Source organism: Gammaproteobacteria bacterium (assembly GCA_022340215.1).
GTDB lineage: Bacteria > Pseudomonadota > Gammaproteobacteria > JAJDOJ01 > JAJDOJ01 > JAJDOJ01.
This window is the reverse complement of sequence record JAJDOJ010000207.1, coordinates 1-20,021: the sequence shown is the minus strand read 5'-3', so window position 1 is coordinate 20,021 and position 20,021 is coordinate 1. Positions and strand designations below refer to the sequence as shown.

Below are 20,021 nucleotides of genomic sequence, written 5' to 3'. Positions count from 1 at the left end.
CGTTGTGGCTTTGACCAGGTACCCATTGACTGACTTGGCGTGCGGAAGTGTTTACATCGACCGGCGCCGGTGACTCGAGCCAGACACATGCACCACACCAGCCTCTTCCCTGAAGGCCACCGCCACGCTTCGAAAGGACTGCTGGCCGCGTGCCTGTCGGCACTATTGTTTCTGTCCCCAGCGACCGCGGCCGAGGGAGACGGAAAGATTACCCTTAATCTCAAGGAAGCGGACATCCGAACCCTGATCGAGACGATATCGGAAGCCACGGGCAAAAACTTCGTCATCGACCCGCGGGTCAAGGCCAAGGTGACGGTAGTGTCGTCCGAACCGATGAACCAGAACGAGCTCTACCAGGTCTTTCTCTCCATCCTGCAGGTCCACGGCTATGCGGCGGTCCCCGTGGGAGATGTCATCAAGATCGTGCCAGACGTCAACGCCAAGCAGGGCCCGGTCGAGGTCATGCAGGAAGATTCCGAACTTTCAGGGGATCAACTCGTAACCCGGGTGGTACGGGTGGAGAATGTACCGGCTGCACAGCTGGTACCCATCCTCCGGCCCCTGATTCCGCAACAGGGACACCTTGCCGCGTATACGGCGAGCAACGCGCTCGTGATCTCGGACCGCGCCGGCAACATCGAGCGCCTGCTGCAGATCATCCGGCGCATCGATGTCCCGTACAACCAGGAGATCGAGTTCATTCCGCTCAAGCACGCCTCGGCAAGCGATGTCGTGCGAACCATCGAAAACCTGAATAAGGCGGATTCCAAAGCTAAGACCCAGGGGATTCCCGGCCAGCCCCTGCTCGCGGCAGACGACCGAACCAACAGCATACTGCTCGGCGGCGACCGTTCGGCGCGGCTGCGCATCCGTGGGCTCATTGCCCATCTCGACTCTCCCCTGGAGGGAGGCGGCAATACGCAGGTCGTCTTTCTCAAGCACGCCAACGCCGAGGAACTGGCCCCGATCCTGCTTGGAGTCGGCAAGCAGCAGATCAAGGCGGAACAGGGAGGCACGACAACGGGGACCGCGGCAAGAACACGCACCACATCCCGCTCGTCCACCACCACCACCAGCGGCGGCGGCGGCAGGGATGACATCGACGTCCAGGCCGACCCCACCAATAACGCGCTGATCATTACCGCTTCTCCGGCCCAGTTCATGCGCCTGAAGCGGGTCATCGACGTGCTCGACGTGCAACGCCAGCAGGTGCTGGTCGAGTCCGTCATCGCCGAGGTCAACACGGACCAGAAACGGGAACTAGGTTTCGAGTTTGCGGTCATTCCCACCGAAGGATCGGGCCCTGCAGGTTTTTCCAACCTCGGTGGCACCGGCAGCCGTCTGCTCGACCTGTTCCAGAACCCCCTCGGTGTTGGTGCGGGGCTCCTGCTGGGGGGTGCAGATCTCAGCGGGTCGACCAAGTGGGCGTTCCTGCTCCGTGCACTGGACGGCGACTCGGCAACGAACATCCTGTCGACGCCGACCCTGGTGACCATGGACAACGAGGAGGCCCAGATCGTCGTCGGCCGCAACGTTCCTTTCGTCACCGGCTCATTCACCCAGGCCGGGACCGCAGGCGCGACCAACCCCTTTCAGACCATCGAGCGTGAGGACGTCGGCATCACCCTGAACATCACGCCGCATATCAACGAGGGCGACACGATCCGGCTGGAGATCGAGCAGGAGGCCTCCAACATCTCCACCACCTCGCTGGTGGAGCAGCAGGCGAGCGACATCATCACCGACAAGCGTTCGATCAAGACCAACGTCGTGGTCGAGGACGATGCGATCCTGGTGCTCGGCGGACTGATGCAGGACCAGTTCCGCGACATTCAGCAGAAGGTCCCCGGCGTATCCGAGATCCCGCTGGTCGGCCGGCTGTTCCGCTTCGACCGTACCGAGAAGGAGAAGAAGAACCTGATGATTTTCATCCACCCCGTGATCATACGCAACGAGGTGGTTGAGGCCCATCTGACCCGGCGCAAGTACGGCGTCATGCGGGCAGAGCAGATCGAGGTGGACATGGACGACCGCGGCCTGTTCCGGGGCGGAGTCAAGAACCTGCCGGAAATCGACGAGCTGATTACCCGCTCTCCGGAGCGGAACCAGTCCGAGACCATTGGAACTGACCCGGACGAATTCCTGAATCTCAACTGACGGGTGATCGGCGTATGGACACCGAATCCACCAGTTTCCAGCCACAGCAACGCCGGCCGGCGTACGGTTTCTCCAAGCGCCACGGTGTCCTGGTCGGAAAGGGCAAGGAGGACAACGACACGCTGTACTACCGTGAAGGCGCTCCGCCGTCGGCGATCTCCGAGGTGTTTCGCTACATGGGCGCCCCCCTCGAGCTGAAGTCCGTCTCCGCGCAGGAGTTCAACAAGTTGCTCGCGGTCTACTACGACGCCGGCTCCGGTGGGGCCGTGGCCATGATGGAGGACCTGGGCGACAACCCCGACCTCAACAGCCTGGCCGAGGCGCTGCCCGAACCCGAGGACCTGATGGAGTCGGAGGACGACGCACCCATCATCCGGCTCATCAACGCACTGCTGACCGAGGCGATCCGGGAGAACGCCTCCGACATCCACATCGAGACCTTCGAGTCCAGCCTGTCCGTGCGCTTTCGCGTGGACGGCGTGATGCGCGAGATCCTGCAACCGCCGAGATCCATGGGACCGGTCATCGTCTCGCGCATCAAGGTCATGGCCAAGCTGGACATCGCCGAGAAGCGACTGCCGCAGGACGGACGCATCTCGCTGCGCGTCGCGGGCCGTGCGGTCGACGTGCGCGTCTCCACCCTGCCTTCCGGCCACGGCGAGCGTGTGGTACTGCGCCTGCTGGACAAGCAGGCGGGCCGCCTGGAGCTCAGGTCCCTCGGCATGAGCGAAGAGATTCACGCGCAGATCAAGTCGCTGATCGTCAAACCGCACGGGATCATCCTGGTGACCGGGCCAACGGGTTCCGGCAAGACCACCACGCTCTACGCTGCGCTGAGCGAGATCAACGACAAGAAACGCAATATTCTGACCGTCGAGGACCCGATCGAGTATTTCATCGACGGGCTCGGGCAGACACAGGTCAACACCAAGGTCGACATGACCTTCGCCAGGGGGCTGCGCGCCATCCTGCGGCAGGACCCGGACGTGGTCATGGTCGGGGAGATCCGCGACCTCGAAACCGCGGAGATCGCGGTGCAGTCCAGTCTGACAGGGCACCTGGTGTTCTCGACGCTGCACACGAACACCGCCGTGGGCGCGATCACCCGGCTGCGAGACATGGGAGTCGAACCCTTCCTGCTCTCCTCCACGCTCCTGGGGGTGCTGGCCCAACGCCTGGTGCGGGTCGTATGTGCGGATTGCCGGCATCCCCACAAGGCGGGCACCAGTGAGATCGAACAGCTGCGCGCCGCCCGTGCCGAACTGTCCGAAACTTCCCCGCCGCTGATCTCCTCGCCCAACGGGTGCCCGAAGTGCAATCATTCCGGCTACACGGGCAGAACGGGCATCTACGAACTCGTCACCCTGAACGACGCGATGCGGGGGAAGATCCACGAGATGGTTTCCGAACGAGACCTGGAAGTCTATGCCCGGAAGTTTTCTCCGAGCATTCGCGCCTACGGCATGCAGCTCGTACTCGACGGGGTCACCACGCTGGAGGAAGTGCTTCGCGTCACGCGCGAGGATTGATGACGAGCACGTGCGCGCAGGAAACCGGCACCGGGTTATCCGTTCTCGCGCAATCCTCACCCACCGGCGGGCGAGCACGATACCGCCTCACTCACCCGACTAGGAAGCCCACATGCCCGCTTTCGAATACAAGGCACTGACCGACGCCGGGCGTGAACGCTCGGGCGTGGTCGAGGGCGACACCGCCCGTCAGGCGCGCCAGACCCTGCGCGAGCAGGGGATGTCTCCCCTGGAGATCAGGCCGGTCTCCGAGGAGAAGGAGAAAAAGGGCGTGCGCCGTTCGCTGGGTCGCGGTGGGATGAGCGCGACCGAGCTGGCGTTGATCACCCGCCAGATCGCGACACTGGTGCGCTCCGGCACCCCGCTCGAAGAGGCGCTGACCACCACCGCCCGGCAGAACGAGAAGACACGGATCAAGCGGATCGTCACCGCGGTGCGGGCGCGGGTGAACGAGGGCCACACCCTGGAGTCGGCACTCGCCGAGTTCCCGGCCGCATTTCCGGAGCTGTTCCGTGCCACGGTCGCCGCCGGCGAGAAATCAGGGCACCTGGACGCCGTACTCGACCGCCTCGCCGACTACGCTGAAAGCCGTCAGGAGATGCAACAGAAGATCGGCATGGCGATGTTCTATCCGGCGATCCTCACCACCATCGCGATCCTGGTGGCGGCCGGGCTGCTGACCTACATCGTGCCCCAGGTCGTGCAGGTCTTCGAACACATCGGGCAGGACCTGCCCTGGTTGACGAAAGCGCTCATCGCGGTCAGCGACACGCTCAAGAGCTACGGCATCTATATCGTCATCGCCATTGTCGCGGGTTCGTACCTGTTCGCACGCGCCATGCGCAACGACGGATTCAAGACCGGCGTACACCGGCAACTGTTGCGCCTGCCGATGATCTCGAAACTGATCAAGGGGCTGAACACGGCCCGATTCGCACGGACGCTGAGTATTCTGTCGGCCAGCGGGGTACCGGTTCTCGACGCCCTGAAAATCTCGGCCAAGGTGATACCCAACATCCCAATGCGCGAGGCGGTTATGGATGCGGCGGCCAACGTGCGCGAAGGCGCAAGTATCCAGAATTCCCTCAACCAGTCGGGCTATTTCCCCCCCATGACACTGCATCTCATCGCCAGCGGCGAGAGCAGCGGTAACCTGGAGGATATGCTGGAGCGGGCCGCGGCCCACCAGGAGCGGGAACTGCAATCGACCCTGACTGCCATCATGACCCTGTTCGAACCTCTGCTGATCGTATTCATGGGCGCACTCGTGCTGGTCATCGTACTGGCCATTCTGCTGCCGATTTTCGAGCTGAACCAGTTGGTGCAGTAAGGCGATTTCTGTCAAATGACAGTCCATCCTGCTTGTCTTTTCGTCCGTCCTCTGCGTTGCGACAACCGTTCCATCGTTCGACGATGCGCCTGTTGTCGCGTCTTGACGACGAACGATCCCGGCGCGGCGCTGTCCCTGCTTTGCTTGGGCACCGGTCTTGGGCTTCCTGCCCAAGCCGTTCACTGCTTCGCAGCTCACCCGGCGCGATCTGGTATGCCATTTCCCGGCAGTCGCCTAAGCCGCTCGCCGGGGGGTGATTCAGCCCCGAAACGTCCCGCCGACGCGGCGATCGAACCCAATCCGGACACCGGCGGCCAGTAACCCTCCCACTGCACCATAGAGGTGGGCATTGACCACCACACTCCCCCCCGCGGTCGCCTCGCTGCCGGGCAGAGGCCCGTAGAACTGCTCCCAGGCGAGCTTGATCACGACGATCCCCAGGATGAGTTCTCCGCCCCACCGGCGGTTGCGTATGTCCATCACCGCACCCGCAACCATCAACCCGTGGAGCACGCCCGAAAGGCCGACATACCATTCGAGCTCACGGTCCAGGAGCAGGAATGCCACATCGATGACGAGCAGCGAGCACAGGGTCCAGAACAGAAACGTGAGGGGAGTCAGCCAGCGGTGGAACAACCCGAAGACCAGGGTAAGGCCGGCGAGATTCATCAACAGATGCTGCCACCCCAGGTGGACGAAATGGGCGCTGACGAGTCGCCACCACTCCCCGTCCAGCACCTCCACTCGTTGGTAGCGCAGAAACTCGATCGAACGCGGCTCCCCCCACTGGGCGAGACAGGCGAGACCCGCAGCGAGCAGCAACGGCCAGCCGTGCTTCAACATGAGAATACCCTGGTGCTCGAACGACCTTGGGATCTTGCCACGCAGGCCGGGAAATAACCGCTGAGCGCCCATGGCGGCGTTCCGCCACACCCATCCCGTTCTCCGGCCCTTCGGGCCGACACGGTTGCCCGGCCCCGAATAGGGCGCGTTGGAACGGCCACACGCATTCGCCGTTGCCTGCATTTGCTATGATTGGGTGATTCCCGGTCGATGTACCGAAGCTCCCAGGCCGATCCCCGCGCCCGCCCGGTCACCGGCCCGCCTTTCAACCTGCAAGCCTAGAGAGGATCCAGCCCGATGCAAACCCCATCACCCTGCCATCAGTCGGGGTTTACACTGATCGAAATCATGGTCGTCGTCGTCATTCTGTCGATCCTGGCGGCCATCGTGGTGCCCCGTATTATGGATCGTCCCGACGAGGCGCGCATCGTCAAGGCCAAGCAGGATATCCGCGCGATGGAGGCCGCCCTGAATCTCTACCGCCTGGACAACTACAGCTACCCGTCGACCGAACAGGGTCTGGAGGCCCTGATCAGTCAGCCGACGACCCCGCCCGAACCGCCCAACTGGAAGGAGGGCGGTTACGTGGACCGGATGCCCAGGGACCCCTGGGGAAACGACTACCAGTATCTGAGCCCGGGTGAAAACGGCGCCTTCGACCTGTATTCGCTGGGCGCGGACGGACAACTGGGTGGTGAAGGGACGGCTGAGGATATCGCCAACTGGGACCTTCAATAGGTGGAACCGGGGTGGCACCGCGGCCAGGGATTCACGCTCTTTGAGCTGCTGGTCACCATCGCCATCATCGGGATCATCGTCTCGCTGGCGATTCTCGCCGTTGGCGACAATCAGACCGAGCGTGAGGAACGCGCCACCACCACACTGGGTGCGCTGATCGAACTGGCACGAGAAACCGCGTTCTTCAATGGCGAGGATATCGCGCTCTCCTTCTGGCGGTACGGCTATGGTTTTCATCGCCTGGAGGAGAACAAGTGGACACCGATGACCGAGGACCCTCATCTGAGGACGCGCCTGGTGCCCGAAGATATGGAGCTGCACCTGTTCCTTGAGGGGCTCGAGGTGGAACTTCCGGCAGAGGAGAAGGACGAACCGCAAGTGTTCATCCTTTCCAGCGGTGAGATGACGCCCTTCGAGGTGCGCATCGGTAACGAAGACGAGATCATCCCCGAGCTTTCGGTCGATGCGCTCGGCAGGATTTCGGTCGAGGTACTGAGCGAATGAACGTTCCGTGGGGGATGCGCGGCTTCACCCTGATCGAGGTACTCGTCGCAACCGCGATCATCGCCATCGCGCTCGGCGCCATCATTCATTCGGCCAGCCTCGGAGTCGCGAACCTCACCTATCTGCGAGACAAAACCTTCGCCCACTGGGTGGCGGCGAACGAAATGGCAACGCTGCTCGCCACCGGCGAGTACCCCCCTATCGGCCGCAAGCGCGACAAGCGCGAAATGGCGGATCGGGAATGGCACTGGACCCGGGAGGTCAAGGCGACCCCCGACAAGGACATGCGCCGCGTCGAGATCCGGGTCAGCGACAAGGCGGGAGACGATGCCGGGTCGCTCGCCATTGTGACGGGCTTCGTGACCCGCTTCGGCACCAAGACCAAACCCACGCAGTGAGACATTCGGGTTTCACCCTGCTGGAACTGCTGATCGCGGTCGCGGTGTTCGCGGTACTCGGCGCGATGGCCTACGGGGGACTCAACGCGGTGTTGAACACTCAGGCGCGGACCAAGTTGGCCGCCGAACGGCTCGAAGCCCTGCAATTGACCATGCGCTACCTGGAACGGGACCTCGGACAGATCCTGCCGCGGCCGATCCGCAACGCCTTCGGCGATACGGAGAGTGCACTCTACCTGGACGGCCAACCTGTCCTGGCGCTCACCCAGGCGGGCATGAGAAACCCCTCGGGGCTTCCGCGTAGCAGCCTGCTCAGGGTCAGCTGGGGTCTGGAGGACGATGCTGTCGTGCGTACCGTGTGGCCGCATCTGGACGGTTCACAGGTCGAGCAGACCCGCAAGACCCGCTTGCTGGAGGAGGTGGACGATCTGAAGATTCGCGTGATGGACGACAACAAGACATGGGTCGAACAATGGCCGCCGCTGTCGGTCGCCCCCGAGAAGACCCCGAAGGCCCTTGCCGTGGAGGTCACGCTGACCACCGCGCCCTGGGGCGAGATCACCCGCATCGTCGCCCTTCCACGATGAGACCGCGGAAACGCCAGTCCGGGGTCGCCCTGATCACCGCACTGCTCGTGGTCTCCATCGCCACCGTGGCATCGATAGAGATGATCTCCCGCCAGTCACTGGACATACGCCGCACCGCCAACCTCATCGAGGGCGACCAGGCCTGGCTCTACGTCGACGCGGCCGAGACCTGGGCCAAGGCGATCCTTGCCCGCGATCTCAGCGAAAACAAGACGGACTCGCTTGGCGACACCTGGGCTTTCGATCTTCCCCCCATCGAACTGCCGGGCGGCTATCTGGTCGGCAACCTGGAAGACCTGGAGGGGCGCTTCAATCTCAACAACCTGGTCGAGAAGGGAGTCATCAACGCGGCCTCGGTCCGGCAGTTCGAACGGCTCCTGGCGGTGCTGGGCCTGGAGCCGTCACTGGCCCAGGCGGTCGTGGACTGGATCGATACGGACATCGAGGCACTGGCGCCGAACGGGGCCGAGGACGACTACTATGCAGGTCTGGAAAACCCCTACCGCACACCCAACCGGATCATGGGCGACGTCAGCGAGCTGCGCTTGATCAAGGGATTCGACAAGAAAACGGCGGACAAGCTCCTTCCCTACGTCACCGCGTTGCCAACCCGCACCACCATCAACGTGAACACGGCTTCACCCGAAGTCCTGGCAAGTCTCGCCGACAGGGTGAACGCCGGACGTGTCGCAAAGGACATCAGCGGACGCAAGGAGAAACCCTTCACCAGACCCGAGGACGTCATCAAGCTGTCGGCGTTCAAGGACGCCAATATCGACAAGGACGGCAGAAGCAGCCTGGGTGTCACCTCCAAGCATTTTTTCGCCCGTATCGAGACCCGGATCGGACGCGGCCGGGCGTCGGTCGGCAGCGTGATCTTCCGGGGCGGCCCCAACGACATTCAGGTGTTATACCGCACCCAGGGGCAGTTACCGAGACCGGTCGCCGGACCGGAGGCCGACACCGGCGAGGGGCAGGCCGGGGACGCGGGCTGACGCGATGCGCCGCGTCCAACCCGGTGGACAAACTGCTGCGGCGGTTTTGACGCTGTCTCTGCCAGACATGCGATTTTCGGTAATAATTAAGCGTTAATGGAAACATTACTCATACGGTTCCGTGACCGGCTCTCGGGGCCCGATTTTGCGGACGTGGACTGGATCCTGCTCGACTCGGACCAGATCCCGCTCGACGAGCCCGGGATCGGTTCACTCGAGGATTGCGCCGTGCACGCGCGACAACGGCGCGTCGTGGTCCTCGCGCCGGCCGAGGAGACCACACTGCAGACGGTTCAGATCGTGGCCCGGAATCGCCAGCAACTGCTCAAGGCCATCCCCTACGCGCTCGAGGAAAACCTCTCCCAGGACGTCGACGAGATCCATTTCTCGGTCGGACGGCGGCACGACGAGAACCGCTATCCGGTCGCGATCACCGGCTCGGAGACCATGGACCGCTGGCTGGAGCGTCTTACGGCGGCGGAACTGCAACCGGTCGCACTGATCCCGGAACTCCTGGCGCTGCCACTGGCGGAGGATGGCTGGTCCCTCGCCCTGGAGCTCGACAGGGCATTGGTCCGCACCGGGGAGAATGACGGGTTCGCCTGCGACCCCAAAAGTCTGGCAGTCATACTCGATCTCTCCCTGCAGGAGCGCGAGGAGGCCCCATCGACCCTGCGGATCCACCGCTGTGCCGGCGCAGATGCGTTACCGGAATCGACGTTGTCGGCAGCGATACCCCGGGAAGAGGACGAGGTCTGTCCGATGCCCCTGCTCGCATCCGGCCTGGACCTGAAACAGTCGATCAATCTGCTTCAGGGGCCGTACCAGCCCGACAGCGGGATCCGCAGGATGCTGCGGCCCTGGCAGGCAGCGGCGGCAGTTCTGGCCGCCTGGCTCGTGGTCGAGATCGGCAGCGCCTGGCTGGATATCGCACGCCTGTCGAGTGAGGAAGCGGCCCTGGCATCACGGATCGAATCGGTGTATCGCGAGGCCTTTCCGGACGCGAAGCGGGTCGTGAATCCCCGTGTGCAGATGCAGCAGCAGCTCAAGCAACTCCAGGCTGCCGGCGGTGGCGACAGCCGCGGATTTCTGACGCTGGTCGATGCCGGTGGCAAGGCGCTGGCCTCCGAACCCGGAATCAAGCTCGAATCGGCCACGTATCGGAACGGCAGGCTGGACATGCGGCTCTCCGGGCGCGACCTGCAATCCATCGAGGGAATCAGCCAGCGGATTCGCAAGGAGGGATTCGTGGCGGAGATTCAATCCGCCGACACGAGCGGACAGACCGTCAGCGCCAGACTGCAGGTCGGACCGGGCCCGACATGATGAAGGACTGGTGGCTCGCCCTGAACCCGCGCGAACGCGCGATCCTGGCGATTGCCGGTGTCGGCCTCGCCGCGGCGGTGTTCTTCCTCGCCATCTGGGAACCCGTGTTCAAGCAGCGGGATCAACTGCAGGTGAGTGTCGAGTCCCAGAGAAACAGCCTTGCCTGGATGGAGGGGTCCGCCGCGAAACTCAAGGGCCTGCGCGCGGCCAGCGACGGTCGGCGTATCCTGGGCGGAAACCAGTCTCTGCTGTCTATCGTTGACCAGACGTCCAAGCAGGCCAACCTGCGCAAATACATCCAACGCATGGAACCGGAGAGTGGCGACGGTGTCCGCGTATGGGTCGATGATGCGGATTTCGACCAACTCGCCCAATGGCTAGGCAACCTCGAGAGTCGCTATGGCGTCGCAACCGCCCGGGCAACGATCAACCGCGGCGACAAGCCGGGGATCATCGACGCTCGCCTTAGCCTAAATCGACCATGAAGCCGGCTTTCAAATACCTGGTTCTCGGCACCGCGGTGTTTGTCATCGCCCTCGTCGCGACCGTTCCCGCGCACCTGTTCACCCGCTATCTGCCACCGAAGATCCACGCAGCGGCCTTGCAGGGGACCGTCTGGCGCGGAGTGGCGAGGCATGTCGAATGGAAGGGATACGAGGCGGGTCGCGTGAGCTGGGACGTCAAACTCCTTTCGCTTGTTCTGGGCAGACTGGCGGTGGATCTCGACGTCGCCGATGCGCCGGTGACTGGAACCGGTGCCGCCTACGCCACACCACTGTCCATGGGGCTCAGTGAAACCCGGCTCGTGACCCGAAGCGATCTGTTCAACCGCGGATTGCAGAACTACGGCGCCGCTGTCAGCGGTGAGGTGTTTGTGAATCTGGAGAGTCTCAAGGGTTCCGGTGACGGTCCGAACGACGCGAAGGGCACGATTCTCTGGAAGGACGCCTACCTCGAAACACCGGCGCAGATCCCGTTCGGTAACGTCAAACTGGACCTGACTCAGGAGGGCGACACCACGATCGGGACGTTGTCCAACGATGGTGAACGAATCACCCTGAAAGGAGACATCAGGGTCGAGCCGGGCTGGAACGTCCAGGCCACCTTCCTGGTCTCGCCCACCGAGAAGACGCCTCCGGGGATTCGGGAGTCGCTGCAACTGCTGGGGGAGGCCGATGCATCCGGGGCCTACACCCTCAGGGCCAAGGGCAATCTGTTTTCCCTGCTCGCCCGCTGAAATGCCCGTCGCCCAGCGGTAAGGCGGCTGGGCGACGGGACCAAGGCGGCCGCCGTGTAGCTGAACACAGTCCCGCCCGGCACCGTACCGTCGGGGTCGACATGAGAGGATAACTGACGGCGAGGGTCCTCAGCGATCGCCTTTCAGCAGGTCCTTGAGATTCGCGAACGGGGTCGAGGTTGCCTCGGGTGAACGCGCCGCGTCACCTGTCAAATCGCCGTAACCGTCAGAATCCACGTATCGAGAATGCTCGTTGTCGTGGCAGTAGACACACAGCAACTCCCAGTTGCTGCCGTCAGGGGGATTGTTGTCGTGATTGTGGTCCCGGTGGTGGACGGTCAACTCCTGCAGATTCTCGCGGGTGAACTCGCGACCGCAGCGGCCGCAGATCCACGGGTACATCTTCAAGGCGCGGGCCCGGTAGTCCTGCTCCCGCTCCTCGCGAGTCCGCCTCGCATCGGCAACGACCTGATCCAGCCGACCGGTGTCTTTCCCCGAATTACGGGTCGACATTGGCCGCGTCTCCAGTGCTGAAAACACCTTTATAAATCCAGGTCCCGCGGAGGTCAATCGGTGACTGGATCCGGCCGCCTTCGACCAGGCCGGGGACCAGGAACACCCCCGACTGCGTCCTTGTCCGTGATGCGGCTGGCGGGTCTCTTTTCTCTCCCGGGTTTCGCGTTTGCAGTGCAGCCCCGGACGCCCAATCAACACCTCTCCGCTCGCGTTTCCGTCGGCGCGCGACTGGATTTCTCCGGCATCGGTTCAAGTTCTTCCTCGTTACTGTGACGTCAATCTCGATTGACGCGATAAAAGGTGCGAACCATTTCCAAATACGAAACGCTTCAAGGATTTCCCTGGGTCAGCGACGTTTAATATGCGCATCTCGCGAACAAGCGGGAATCGTTAACTGATAAGGAAGGCCTCATGTCCTGCAAATGGAATTCGAACCACCACTTCAAGGCGACTCTGCTGGCGACGCTGCTAGCGGGCAGCGCCGGCGCAATCGCCGCTCCCCCCGTCACCAACGGTCTGGTCCTGAGCCTCGAGGCCAACACGATTACCGACGCGCCTGGTACTCCCGTCACAACCTGGAGCGATCAGTCGGGTCTGGGAAATCACCTGATAGCGAGCGGTTCCCCCACGCTGGTTAACTCCGCGAACTTAAACGTGCGGGCTGTGGCGTTCTCCGGCGGGCAGGACATCGACGGTGACGGTTTTCCCGACGGTGTCGGGGACATGATGGAGCGCCTGACCGCGACGACCGGTCTGCCGACGGGCAACACGGACCGCACCGTATTCCTGATGGCCAACTACGACGGCAAATTGGGTGGTTTCGGATTCGGTAACGACAAAGAGAATCAGGCCTTCAGTACCGTGACGGACGGTCGGGGAAACCTGTCGGTGAGGGGCTGGATCGACGAAAACGATTTTCCGGCGACCGAGCGCGGCAGGTACGCAGGCTGGCTTGTCCAGTCCGCTGTATTGAAAGCGGGCGAACTGCGTCACTATAAGGACGGTCGTCTGATCGGTGTCGCGACGCACACCTACGATACGGCGAGAGATGCCATGATGGCGCGCCTGGGCGTGGACCTGGCGGGCAACCGGTTCGTGGAGATGGAAACAGCGGCCGTACTGGTATACAACCGCGCGTTGGACGATCAGGAGCGCATCGACGTAGAATACTACCTGCAGAATGCGAACCTGGGTTTCCTGATTTCACCAAAGGTTTGGATCGCCAAGGCCAGCTTGCTCGGTCCGGACAAGCCCCTGTTCGGACCGACGATCTCGATGAACTATCGCCTGTCCGGCAAGGGATACGATGCCGTACTTGTAGAGATCGATACCTCACCCGTCCAGCAGCAGCTGATGGTCAAGGACGGCAATGGTATCTTGCCCAACGACGTGGTGTTCGACAATGTGGACGACGGGCAGTACACCGTGACCGCGACCTTGCTGGATGCGGGTGGTACGCCGCTGGCAAATCCCGAGGCTAGAACCTCGCTAAACATCACGGTGAGCTCCAGCAATCTTCCTCCGGTTGCCAAGGACGATGCAGGCAGCGCATATACGGGCGAAGAGGCGAATATTGACCTTATCGCGAACGATGTCGACAAGGACGGTACAATCAATCCTGCGACGATCGCAATCGTGAATGCACCCGCCTCGGGCAACGTCAGGGTCAACAGTGACGGGACGGTGAACTACAAGTCCGACGCCGGTTTCCTCGGGACTGACTCCTTCAGCTACACAGTGGAGGACGATCAGGGCTTCGCATCCAACGAGGCGACCGTGACCATGACCGTTACCACGGCGGGTTCCGTCGGCGGAGGCGGCAACACCGCCAACGAAAGTACCGGCGCCAGCGCCAGCGGTGGGGGCGGTGCCTTCAACCCGCTGTTCCTGAGCCTCTTCGCACTCGCGGGGCTCATCAGGGGCCACAGCAGAAAGTCCGCCTGACCCAGCACCGGCAACGCCTGAAACGAACGGCGACCTTATGGAGGCCGCCGTTTTTTTTTGCACCTCATTTTGCGGTACCCGATCCGTTTCCGCATCGATGCGCGCCCGACTTATCTAAGCAGCGCCACACTCTTAAGCTGCGCGAAAACCTGCTTGCCCTCCCTCAGACCCAGCGCGACGGTGGACTCGCGGGCGATCCGCGACAGCAGGGTCGTTCCGCCCACATCGAGGCGGACGGTCACCTGCGCACCGCCGGTCTCCAGTATGCCGTCAACCCGCGCCGGAAACATATTGAGAATACTGGTACCCACCGGCGCCGACAGCACCAGGCTGACATCTCGCGCCAGGACGCGAAACCGAACCCGGCTGCCGACGGGCGGTGCAGCACCGGTGGCGCTACTACGGCCACGGTTGAAATCAAGAAACGTCAGGTGGTAGGCCTCATCACTACCGGCGACCTCGGCCTCGATCGTGGCCTCGGCATTCTGCGCGCGGGCCAGGGGCAGGTCGGCGCGGGTGAGTATGTCAGCAGTATGGCCTGCGGCGACCGGTTCAAGTCAAAACGATAGCAACCGGTGCCGGCGAGACCCCGACCATCGGTGCGCGGAGGTACCATCGGAGACGGTCGATTTCCCTGGAGCCGCGTTTCATGCATCATGCATCGCGACAGATGGCCGGTGGAGACAAGGGCTCCGTATACGGCGCCATTCCCACACAGGACATGACGGAACCCCCAACATCGAATCCGCCTCGTCGGCGAAGGTCCGGAGACCCCGAATAATGCTCCCGCCGGACCTACCGGGAGACTGGTTGAAACGGGCGGCAGCGCGTTGTCCTGCGCGCAACGCCATGGTTTGCTCCGGGAAAGCGATCAGCTATGGTTCTCTCGCGGCGAGGGTACGGGATCTCAACTCGAGGGTGCCGGAATACGGCCATCGGCGCGGCCCGGCCATGCCAGCGTCCGCCCACCGTACCGATATGGCCCTCGCCCTGCATGCCTGTCTCGCCGCTGGACATATCGCGCTGGTGCATTCACCCCGCTCTCACCAAATCTTCGCAGACAGGAGATGTGTTCAGGGCAGTCGCACATTGAATTCCGAGTCGATTCAGATGTGTATCGCGACCAGCGGCACCACGGCACGTCCAAGGTTTGCCATGCTATCCCGCGGCGCCCTGGCCTGGTCCGCACACGCCGTCAACGAACGTCTCCAGTTCGATGATTCGGGTGCATGGCTCAACTGCCTTCCCCTGCACCATATCGCCGGGGCGTCCATCCTGCTGCGCTGCCTCGCCGCCCGCGCCACCATGGTGCTGCACGAACGATTCGATGCCGAATCGGTTCTCAGGGACCTGACCGGCAGAGGCATCACCCACATCTCCCTGGTCCCCGCCATGCTCGACAGGTTACTGGACGCTGGGGACTCAGGCACACCACCGCCAAAATTCCTCAGGGTAGCCCTGGTCGGCGGGGGGCCACTCTCGCGTCCCCTCGCGGAGCGGGCCCTGGCCTTGGGCTGGCCGCTCTACGTATCCTGGGGCATGACCGAGACGGCTTCCGCGGTCACCATCGCCCGTGTGGATGACACCGAATGGAAACCCGGACACGTCGGTCAACCTCTGCCGGGCATATGCCTCGATGTCCGCGGATCGTCGAACGGCGAAGGCCCCGGGACCGGCCGCATCCGGATCCGCGGACCATGCCTCATGTCCGGTTACGCAGCGCCGGGTGTCGCCCCCCCAGCCGTACCGGGACACCGTCGATTTCTTTCGCGAGACCTGGGCTATCTGGACGCCCGCGGCGCGCTGCATCTCACCGGCCGGGCGGACGACATGCTGGTGACGGGAGGGGAAAACGTGCACCCGGAACGGATCGAATCCGTCCTGTCCGCGTGCCCCGGGGTACGCGACGTCGCCATTTCCGCACTCGCCGACCCTGTGTGGGGCAAACGTCTGGTGGCGGTAGCCACGGGACCGGTCAGCCTGGAAGCCCTCGAGGTCTGGAGCCGGAAACGACTCGCCGGCGCGCAACGGCCGCGAGGGTTCGTCAAGGTCCGGCAACTCCCGCGCAACGACCTGGGCAAGCTCGACCGAAAGCGCATCGAACAGGTCCTGCCGGGATGGATCGACAAGTGAAATACTCCGTAACCACCTCCGGTGGTCTTCGGTTCGATCCCGCTCCCGGCCGCCACCAGACCCGTACGGGCCGAGTCCGGAAAGCGGGTCGTGAACGAAGCGAATGGCACAAGTCCGGATTGACCGCGGTCAACCGATGTATAAACCGTGCGCGGTAAGCGCCACAACCGATACACTATCCGCAAACCGACACGATGGACCCGGGGGGGAGTCACATGAGCGAAAGTCAAGAGGAAATCATCCGCAATTCACCGATGGGTGCCGATCTTAGCGAGGACGAGTGCAAGATACTGTCCGGAATCATGCGGTCACGGGAACTGACCGACGGGGAGATCATCTTCCACGAGGGCGATACCGATGAAATGCTGTGGATGCTGAATTCGGGGCGGCTGGCGGTTACCCGCGACGTGGGCGGCGGTGAGCACGTCAACCTGCACGTCATGCAGGTAGGCAGCCTGGTCGGTGAGATGGCCTTCGTCGATGGCCGCCCGCATAGCGCGACGGTTCGGGCGCTGGGCGACGCGCGGGTATTCGAGCTGTCGCGGGCCGACTTCGAATCGCAGATCGAAGCCCATCCGATGCTGGTGTACAAGGTGATGCGCTCGATCATCCGTGCGGTACACGATACCCTGATGCGCATGAACCAGCAGCACGTCGAAATGGCGAACTACATCAGCAAGGCGCACGGCCGCTACTGACAATGCCCCCGGCGAGGACCGCTTCCTCCAGGCCCCGCGCCTCGAGACCCAGTCCGGGAAGCGGGGAAAGACGCATACGTCCTAAACGCGGGGACGGCCCCGAGGCGATATCGTCGCGAAGCCATTCACCGGTCGCCAGACCATGCGCGATGTCCGTGTCGATCGCGGCAGCGAGGTGTAGCGCCGCCGCCCGACCGACCGCGCTGTCCAGGGTGGTGGTCACGACCGCACGAATGCCTTCCCGGCGCGCGCGACGCGCCACTGAAAGGGCGGCCAACGGTCCCCCGAGGACCATGGGCTTCAATACCACCCGCCGCACCGAGGGCTGCCTCAGATAGGCTTCGGCCCCGCTACCGGCGAGCGACTCGTCCAGCGCAACGGGCCAGGGACACCTGCGTTGCAGGCGTGACATACGCCCCGGAGACGGCGTCCGCAGGGGCTCCTCCAGCGATTCTATGGGCATGTCCCGCAAGGCCTCGAACATGCGCCGGGTCGTGGCCAGATCCCAGGCCCGATTGGCGTCGAGGCGCAGTGAGATCCCGTCGGGCAATCGCCTCGAAAGCCCGCGAAGTCGCCGGATCTCCAGGGTCGGGGGCCGGGAACCCATTTTGACCTTGAGCACCCGATCGCCCCGTGAGACGGCGCGCTGCGCCCGGACAGACACACCGGCGTCCAGGGGACCGATGAGTGCGCTGAGGTTAACTACGGACGATGCCGCGGCATCGAGCAACCGGCAGACACGCCGGTCCAGATAGCGACCGATCAGATCCAGAAGCGCGGTTTCCAGGCCACAGCGCACGGCGGGGGTTCCCGTCAGTGTCTCGAGCAGGCCCCAGCATCCGCCTACGGTCCGGCCTGGGATCGCTTCGATGACCGCCCCCATGGCGCGCCTGGCCTCATCCGGCTGTTCGGTCCCTGCCCCCGGGAGTGGGGCGCAGTCTCCCACACCCGAGTACCTTCCCGTTTTCAACACAACGATCCAGCCCTCGCGCCAGGCCCGGGTGCCGCGCCCCGTCCAGTCTTCGCGCAGCCGAAGCCGGTAGGGCCGGAATCCGGCCTGTTCGACGTTGAGCCCGCGCGCCACTGGTGGCGGGAGATCAGATTCCTCGGGCAACACCTTGTCCCAGCATGGCGACGCAGAGCAGTCCACCGAACAGGGCGTTCAACTTCGCCGTGGAGACTAGGATGACATTGTATACGGGACCGGAAGGGGCCTGATAAAACGCACGAACCAGACCGACCGCCCAGGGCGCCGCGACCCAGGTCAGCGCAAGCCAGGCTCGGGCAGTGCCGCTGTACGCCAACCAGACCAACAAGAATGGTGCCAGCACCAGTGCGGTGTACTCCAGTCGACTGAACCGCGGGCCGAAGCGTACCGCCAGGGTACGCTTGCCGGCCTCCCGATCGCCGTCCATATCGCGTGTGTTGTTGACGACCAGTACCGCCGCGGCGGGCATGCCGGTGAGCGCACCGAACAGGAGCGCGATACGACTCACCGCACCCGTCTGGAGATAGTAGGTTCCGGCCACCGCCGCGACACCGAAAAACAGCCAGACGAACAGTTCTCCGAGGCCCAGGTAGCCGATCGGGCGTGGACCGCCCGTATAGGCGACTCCAGCCAGGATCGACGTCACGCCGAGCAGCAGGATCGGCCATCCACCCGCGACGATCAGCCAGATTCCGAACATGGCGGCCAGCGCGAAGCTGCCCCACGCGGCCCTGCGTACTTGGGCGGCCGTCAACCAACCCGCCGCGGTGGCACGTGTCGGGCCGAGCCGTGTGTCGTCCCGATCGGCACCGCGCTCGAAGTCGGCCGCGTCATTGTGGAGATTGGTGCCGACCTGGATCAGGAGCGCGGCACAGAGCGTGGCCACGACGACGGACCAGATTAGCGTCCCCGCATCCAGCCAGGCCAGGGTCGAGCCGACAGCGACTGGAACGACGGCGATGCTCAGGGTCCGCGGGCGGACGGCGGCGACCCAGGGACTCATTGCCGGCGAGGAAACTTGCCAAAATCCGGCGGGCGTTTCTCCACGAAGGCGTCACGGCCCTCGCGCGCCTCATCGGTCATGTAGAACAGCGCGGTGGCGTTGCCCGCCAGTTCCTGGATGCCGGCCAGTCCGTCGGTATCGGCGTTGAAGGCGGCCTTGAGCGTCCTCAGCGCGGTGGGGCTGTGCTTCAGCATTTCCCGGCACCACGCCACCGTTTCCGCCTCGAGGCGCGCCAGGGGAACCACGGCGTTGACCAGCCCCATCTCGAGCGCCTCGCGCGCGTCGTACTGCCGGCAGAGAAACCAGATCTCCTTGGCCTTTTTGAGCCCCACTGACCGGGCCAGCAACCCGCAACCCAGACCCGCGTCGAAACTGCCGACCTTCGGGCCCGTCTGACCGAAGCGGGCATTGTCCGCGGCGATCGTCAGGTCGCACACCAGATGCAGCACGTGCCCGCCGCCGATCGCGTAACCCGCAACCATCGCCACCACAGGCTTGGGAAGTCGACGGATCTGCATCTGCAGGTCGAGGACATTCAGGCTCTGGGCCCCTTGGGTATCGCGATAACCTCCCCGGTCACCTCGCACACGCTGATCGCCGCCGGAACAGAAAGCCTTGTCCCCGGCACCGGTAAGGATGATTACTCCGATCTCCGGGTCCAGGTGTGCGTGCATCATGGCACGGCTGAGTTCCCGAACGGTTTCCGGGCGAAAGGCGTTTCTCACCTCGGGCCGGTTGATCGTAATCCGGGCGATACCCTCCGCACGGTCGTACAGGATGTCTTCGAACCGAAGCTCGGGAACGGGATTCCAGTCAGTCATGGCAGCCTGTCGAACGATTCCCCGAACGCGGGAACGCGCACGCGCCGCGGACCTCGGGATTCAGGAATGGGAGTGTACACGAAGCCCGGCGGGAAGTTGCGCGGCTCCCGGTGAAAGATCGCGATCAGCCGTCCTAAGGCGATTGCCGGAAAATGGCATACCAGATTGCGCCGGGTGAACTGCGAAGCAGTGAACGGCTTGGGCAGGAAGCCCAAGACCGGTGCCCAAGCAAAGCAGGGACAGCGCCGCGCCGGGATCGTTCGTCATCAAGGCG

General features: G+C 63.6%; 20 protein-coding genes. 14 read left to right on the top strand and 6 right to left on the bottom strand.

Features of this window, described 5'->3' with window-relative positions:
- Positions 1 to 87: 87 nt before the first annotated feature.
- The 3 genes from gspD (at position 88) to gspF (ending at position 5,016) form a co-directional block, all read left to right on the top strand.
- Positions 88 to 2,157 carry a type II secretion system secretin GspD gene (gene gspD, locus LJE91_14570; GenBank protein MCG6869904.1) on the top strand — a complete coding sequence of 690 codons (2,070 nt, stop codon included), beginning with the start codon at positions 88 to 90 and terminating at the stop codon, positions 2,155 to 2,157.
- A 14-nt stretch (positions 2,158 to 2,171) separates the two neighbouring features.
- Complete coding sequence (gene gspE / locus LJE91_14565; protein MCG6869903.1) at positions 2,172 to 3,686, top strand: type II secretion system ATPase GspE; 1,515 nt, start codon at positions 2,172 to 2,174, stop codon at positions 3,684 to 3,686.
- A 112-nt stretch (positions 3,687 to 3,798) separates the two neighbouring features.
- Positions 3,799 to 5,016, top strand: coding sequence for a type II secretion system inner membrane protein GspF (gene gspF / locus LJE91_14560; GenBank protein MCG6869902.1), 1,218 nt, complete (start codon positions 3,799 to 3,801; stop codon positions 5,014 to 5,016).
- 258 nt (positions 5,017 to 5,274) lie between these two features.
- On the opposite strand, the gene rrtA is transcribed toward gspF, so the two are convergent.
- Positions 5,275 to 5,949, bottom strand: a complete 675-nt coding sequence (gene rrtA, locus LJE91_14555) for a rhombosortase (GenBank protein ID MCG6869901.1) — start codon at positions 5,947 to 5,949, stop codon at positions 5,275 to 5,277.
- A 207-nt stretch (positions 5,950 to 6,156) separates the two neighbouring features.
- On the opposite strand from rrtA, the gene gspG reads away from it, so the two are divergent.
- The 8 genes from gspG (at position 6,157) to LJE91_14515 (ending at position 11,644) form a co-directional block, all read left to right on the top strand.
- Positions 6,157 to 6,597, top strand: coding sequence for a type II secretion system major pseudopilin GspG (gene gspG, locus LJE91_14550; GenBank protein MCG6869900.1), 441 nt, complete (start codon positions 6,157 to 6,159; stop codon positions 6,595 to 6,597).
- Positions 6,598 to 7,101 (top strand): type II secretion system minor pseudopilin GspH, encoded by a 504-nt coding sequence (gspH, locus tag LJE91_14545; protein ID MCG6869899.1) that lies wholly within the window; start codon positions 6,598 to 6,600, stop codon positions 7,099 to 7,101.
- Complete coding sequence (gspI, locus tag LJE91_14540) at positions 7,098 to 7,499, top strand: type II secretion system minor pseudopilin GspI (protein MCG6869898.1); 402 nt, start codon at positions 7,098 to 7,100, stop codon at positions 7,497 to 7,499. Before gspH ends, gspI begins: the two co-directional genes overlap by 4 nt.
- The gene (gene gspJ / locus LJE91_14535) at positions 7,496 to 8,086 is read left to right on the top strand and encodes a type II secretion system minor pseudopilin GspJ (protein ID MCG6869897.1); all 591 of its coding nucleotides are present in this window, start codon (positions 7,496 to 7,498) and stop codon (positions 8,084 to 8,086) included. Before gspI ends, gspJ begins: the two co-directional genes overlap by 4 nt.
- Positions 8,083 to 9,081: a type II secretion system minor pseudopilin GspK gene (gene gspK / locus LJE91_14530; protein ID MCG6869896.1), complete on the top strand. Its 999-nt coding sequence runs from the start codon at positions 8,083 to 8,085 to the stop codon at positions 9,079 to 9,081. Before gspJ ends, gspK begins: the two co-directional genes overlap by 4 nt.
- Before the next feature lie 96 nt (positions 9,082 to 9,177).
- Entirely contained in the window at positions 9,178 to 10,407 is a 1,230-nt protein-coding gene (gene gspL, locus LJE91_14525) for a type II secretion system protein GspL (protein MCG6869895.1), read from the top strand.
- Positions 10,404 to 10,892, top strand: a complete 489-nt coding sequence (locus LJE91_14520) for a type II secretion system protein M (GenBank protein ID MCG6869894.1) — start codon at positions 10,404 to 10,406, stop codon at positions 10,890 to 10,892. The genes gspL and LJE91_14520 overlap by 4 nt, the downstream gene beginning before the upstream one ends.
- Positions 10,889 to 11,644 carry a type II secretion system protein N gene (locus tag LJE91_14515; GenBank protein MCG6869893.1) on the top strand — a complete coding sequence of 252 codons (756 nt, stop codon included), beginning with the start codon at positions 10,889 to 10,891 and terminating at the stop codon, positions 11,642 to 11,644. The genes LJE91_14520 and LJE91_14515 overlap by 4 nt, the downstream gene beginning before the upstream one ends.
- Positions 11,645 to 11,773: 129 nt before the next feature.
- Here LJE91_14515 and LJE91_14510 read toward each other — a convergent pair whose 3' ends face one another.
- On the bottom strand, positions 11,774 to 12,157 hold the full coding sequence (locus tag LJE91_14510) for a YajD family HNH nuclease (GenBank protein ID MCG6869892.1): 384 nt from the start codon (positions 12,155 to 12,157) through the stop codon (positions 11,774 to 11,776).
- Positions 12,158 to 12,571: 414 nt separating this feature from the next.
- Here LJE91_14510 and LJE91_14505 point away from each other — a divergent pair, with 414 nt between their 5' ends.
- Positions 12,572 to 14,104, top strand: coding sequence for an Ig-like domain-containing protein (locus LJE91_14505; protein MCG6869891.1), 1,533 nt, complete (start codon positions 12,572 to 12,574; stop codon positions 14,102 to 14,104).
- A 110-nt stretch (positions 14,105 to 14,214) separates the two neighbouring features.
- On the opposite strand, the gene LJE91_14500 is transcribed toward LJE91_14505, so the two are convergent.
- Positions 14,215 to 14,430: a TOBE domain-containing protein gene (locus LJE91_14500; GenBank protein MCG6869890.1), complete on the bottom strand. Its 216-nt coding sequence runs from the start codon at positions 14,428 to 14,430 to the stop codon at positions 14,215 to 14,217.
- Between the two features lie 652 nt (positions 14,431 to 15,082).
- Here LJE91_14500 and LJE91_14495 point away from each other — a divergent pair.
- Together LJE91_14495 and LJE91_14490 are read left to right on the top strand one after the other, a co-directional pair.
- The gene (locus tag LJE91_14495) at positions 15,083 to 16,237 is read left to right on the top strand and encodes an AMP-binding protein (GenBank protein ID MCG6869889.1); all 1,155 of its coding nucleotides are present in this window, start codon (positions 15,083 to 15,085) and stop codon (positions 16,235 to 16,237) included.
- A gap of 215 nt (positions 16,238 to 16,452) precedes the next feature.
- On the top strand, positions 16,453 to 16,935 hold the full coding sequence (locus tag LJE91_14490; GenBank protein MCG6869888.1) for a cyclic nucleotide-binding domain-containing protein: 483 nt from the start codon (positions 16,453 to 16,455) through the stop codon (positions 16,933 to 16,935).
- Here the strand turns inward: LJE91_14490 and menC are convergent.
- Genes menC through menB form a run of 3 tightly spaced genes read right to left on the bottom strand, consistent with a single transcriptional unit; the run spans position 16,910 to position 19,747 of the window.
- Positions 16,910 to 18,049, bottom strand: a complete 1,140-nt coding sequence (gene menC / locus LJE91_14485; GenBank protein ID MCG6869887.1) for an o-succinylbenzoate synthase — start codon at positions 18,047 to 18,049, stop codon at positions 16,910 to 16,912. The genes LJE91_14490 and menC overlap by 26 nt on opposite strands.
- Positions 18,033 to 18,926, bottom strand: a complete 894-nt coding sequence (locus tag LJE91_14480) for a 1,4-dihydroxy-2-naphthoate polyprenyltransferase (GenBank protein ID MCG6869886.1) — start codon at positions 18,924 to 18,926, stop codon at positions 18,033 to 18,035. Before LJE91_14480 ends, menC begins: the two co-directional genes overlap by 17 nt.
- The gene (gene menB / locus LJE91_14475) at positions 18,923 to 19,747 is read right to left on the bottom strand and encodes a 1,4-dihydroxy-2-naphthoyl-CoA synthase (GenBank protein ID MCG6869885.1); all 825 of its coding nucleotides are present in this window, start codon (positions 19,745 to 19,747) and stop codon (positions 18,923 to 18,925) included. Before menB ends, LJE91_14480 begins: the two co-directional genes overlap by 4 nt.
- Positions 19,748 to 20,021 lie beyond the last annotated feature (274 nt).

What these genes read in the sequence shown, in the direction of transcription:
- gspD (MCG6869904.1), top strand. Translation starts at nt 88, where the DNA reads ATGCACCACACCAGCCTCTTCCCTGAAGGCCACCGCCACGCTTCGAAA.
- gspE (MCG6869903.1), top strand. Translation starts at nt 2,172, where the DNA reads ATGGACACCGAATCCACCAGTTTCCAGCCACAGCAACGCCGGCCGGCG.
- gspF (MCG6869902.1), top strand. Translation starts at nt 3,799, where the DNA reads ATGCCCGCTTTCGAATACAAGGCACTGACCGACGCCGGGCGTGAACGC.
- gspG (MCG6869900.1), top strand. Translation starts at nt 6,157, where the DNA reads ATGCAAACCCCATCACCCTGCCATCAGTCGGGGTTTACACTGATCGAA.
- gspI (MCG6869898.1), top strand. Translation starts at nt 7,098, where the DNA reads ATGAACGTTCCGTGGGGGATGCGCGGCTTCACCCTGATCGAGGTACTC.
- gspK (MCG6869896.1), top strand. Translation starts at nt 8,083, where the DNA reads ATGAGACCGCGGAAACGCCAGTCCGGGGTCGCCCTGATCACCGCACTG.
- gspL (MCG6869895.1), top strand. Translation starts at nt 9,178, where the DNA reads ATGGAAACATTACTCATACGGTTCCGTGACCGGCTCTCGGGGCCCGAT.
- LJE91_14520 (MCG6869894.1), top strand. Translation starts at nt 10,404, where the DNA reads ATGATGAAGGACTGGTGGCTCGCCCTGAACCCGCGCGAACGCGCGATC.
- LJE91_14515 (MCG6869893.1), top strand. Translation starts at nt 10,889, where the DNA reads ATGAAGCCGGCTTTCAAATACCTGGTTCTCGGCACCGCGGTGTTTGTC.
- LJE91_14510 (MCG6869892.1), bottom strand. Translation starts at nt 12,157, where the DNA reads ATGTCGACCCGTAATTCGGGGAAAGACACCGGTCGGCTGGATCAGGTC.
- LJE91_14505 (MCG6869891.1), top strand. Translation starts at nt 12,572, where the DNA reads ATGTCCTGCAAATGGAATTCGAACCACCACTTCAAGGCGACTCTGCTG.
- LJE91_14495 (MCG6869889.1), top strand. Translation starts at nt 15,083, where the DNA reads ATGGCCCTCGCCCTGCATGCCTGTCTCGCCGCTGGACATATCGCGCTG.
- LJE91_14490 (MCG6869888.1), top strand. Translation starts at nt 16,453, where the DNA reads ATGAGCGAAAGTCAAGAGGAAATCATCCGCAATTCACCGATGGGTGCC.
- LJE91_14480 (MCG6869886.1), bottom strand. Translation starts at nt 18,926, where the DNA reads ATGAGTCCCTGGGTCGCCGCCGTCCGCCCGCGGACCCTGAGCATCGCC.
- menB (MCG6869885.1), bottom strand. Translation starts at nt 19,747, where the DNA reads ATGACTGACTGGAATCCCGTTCCCGAGCTTCGGTTCGAAGACATCCTG.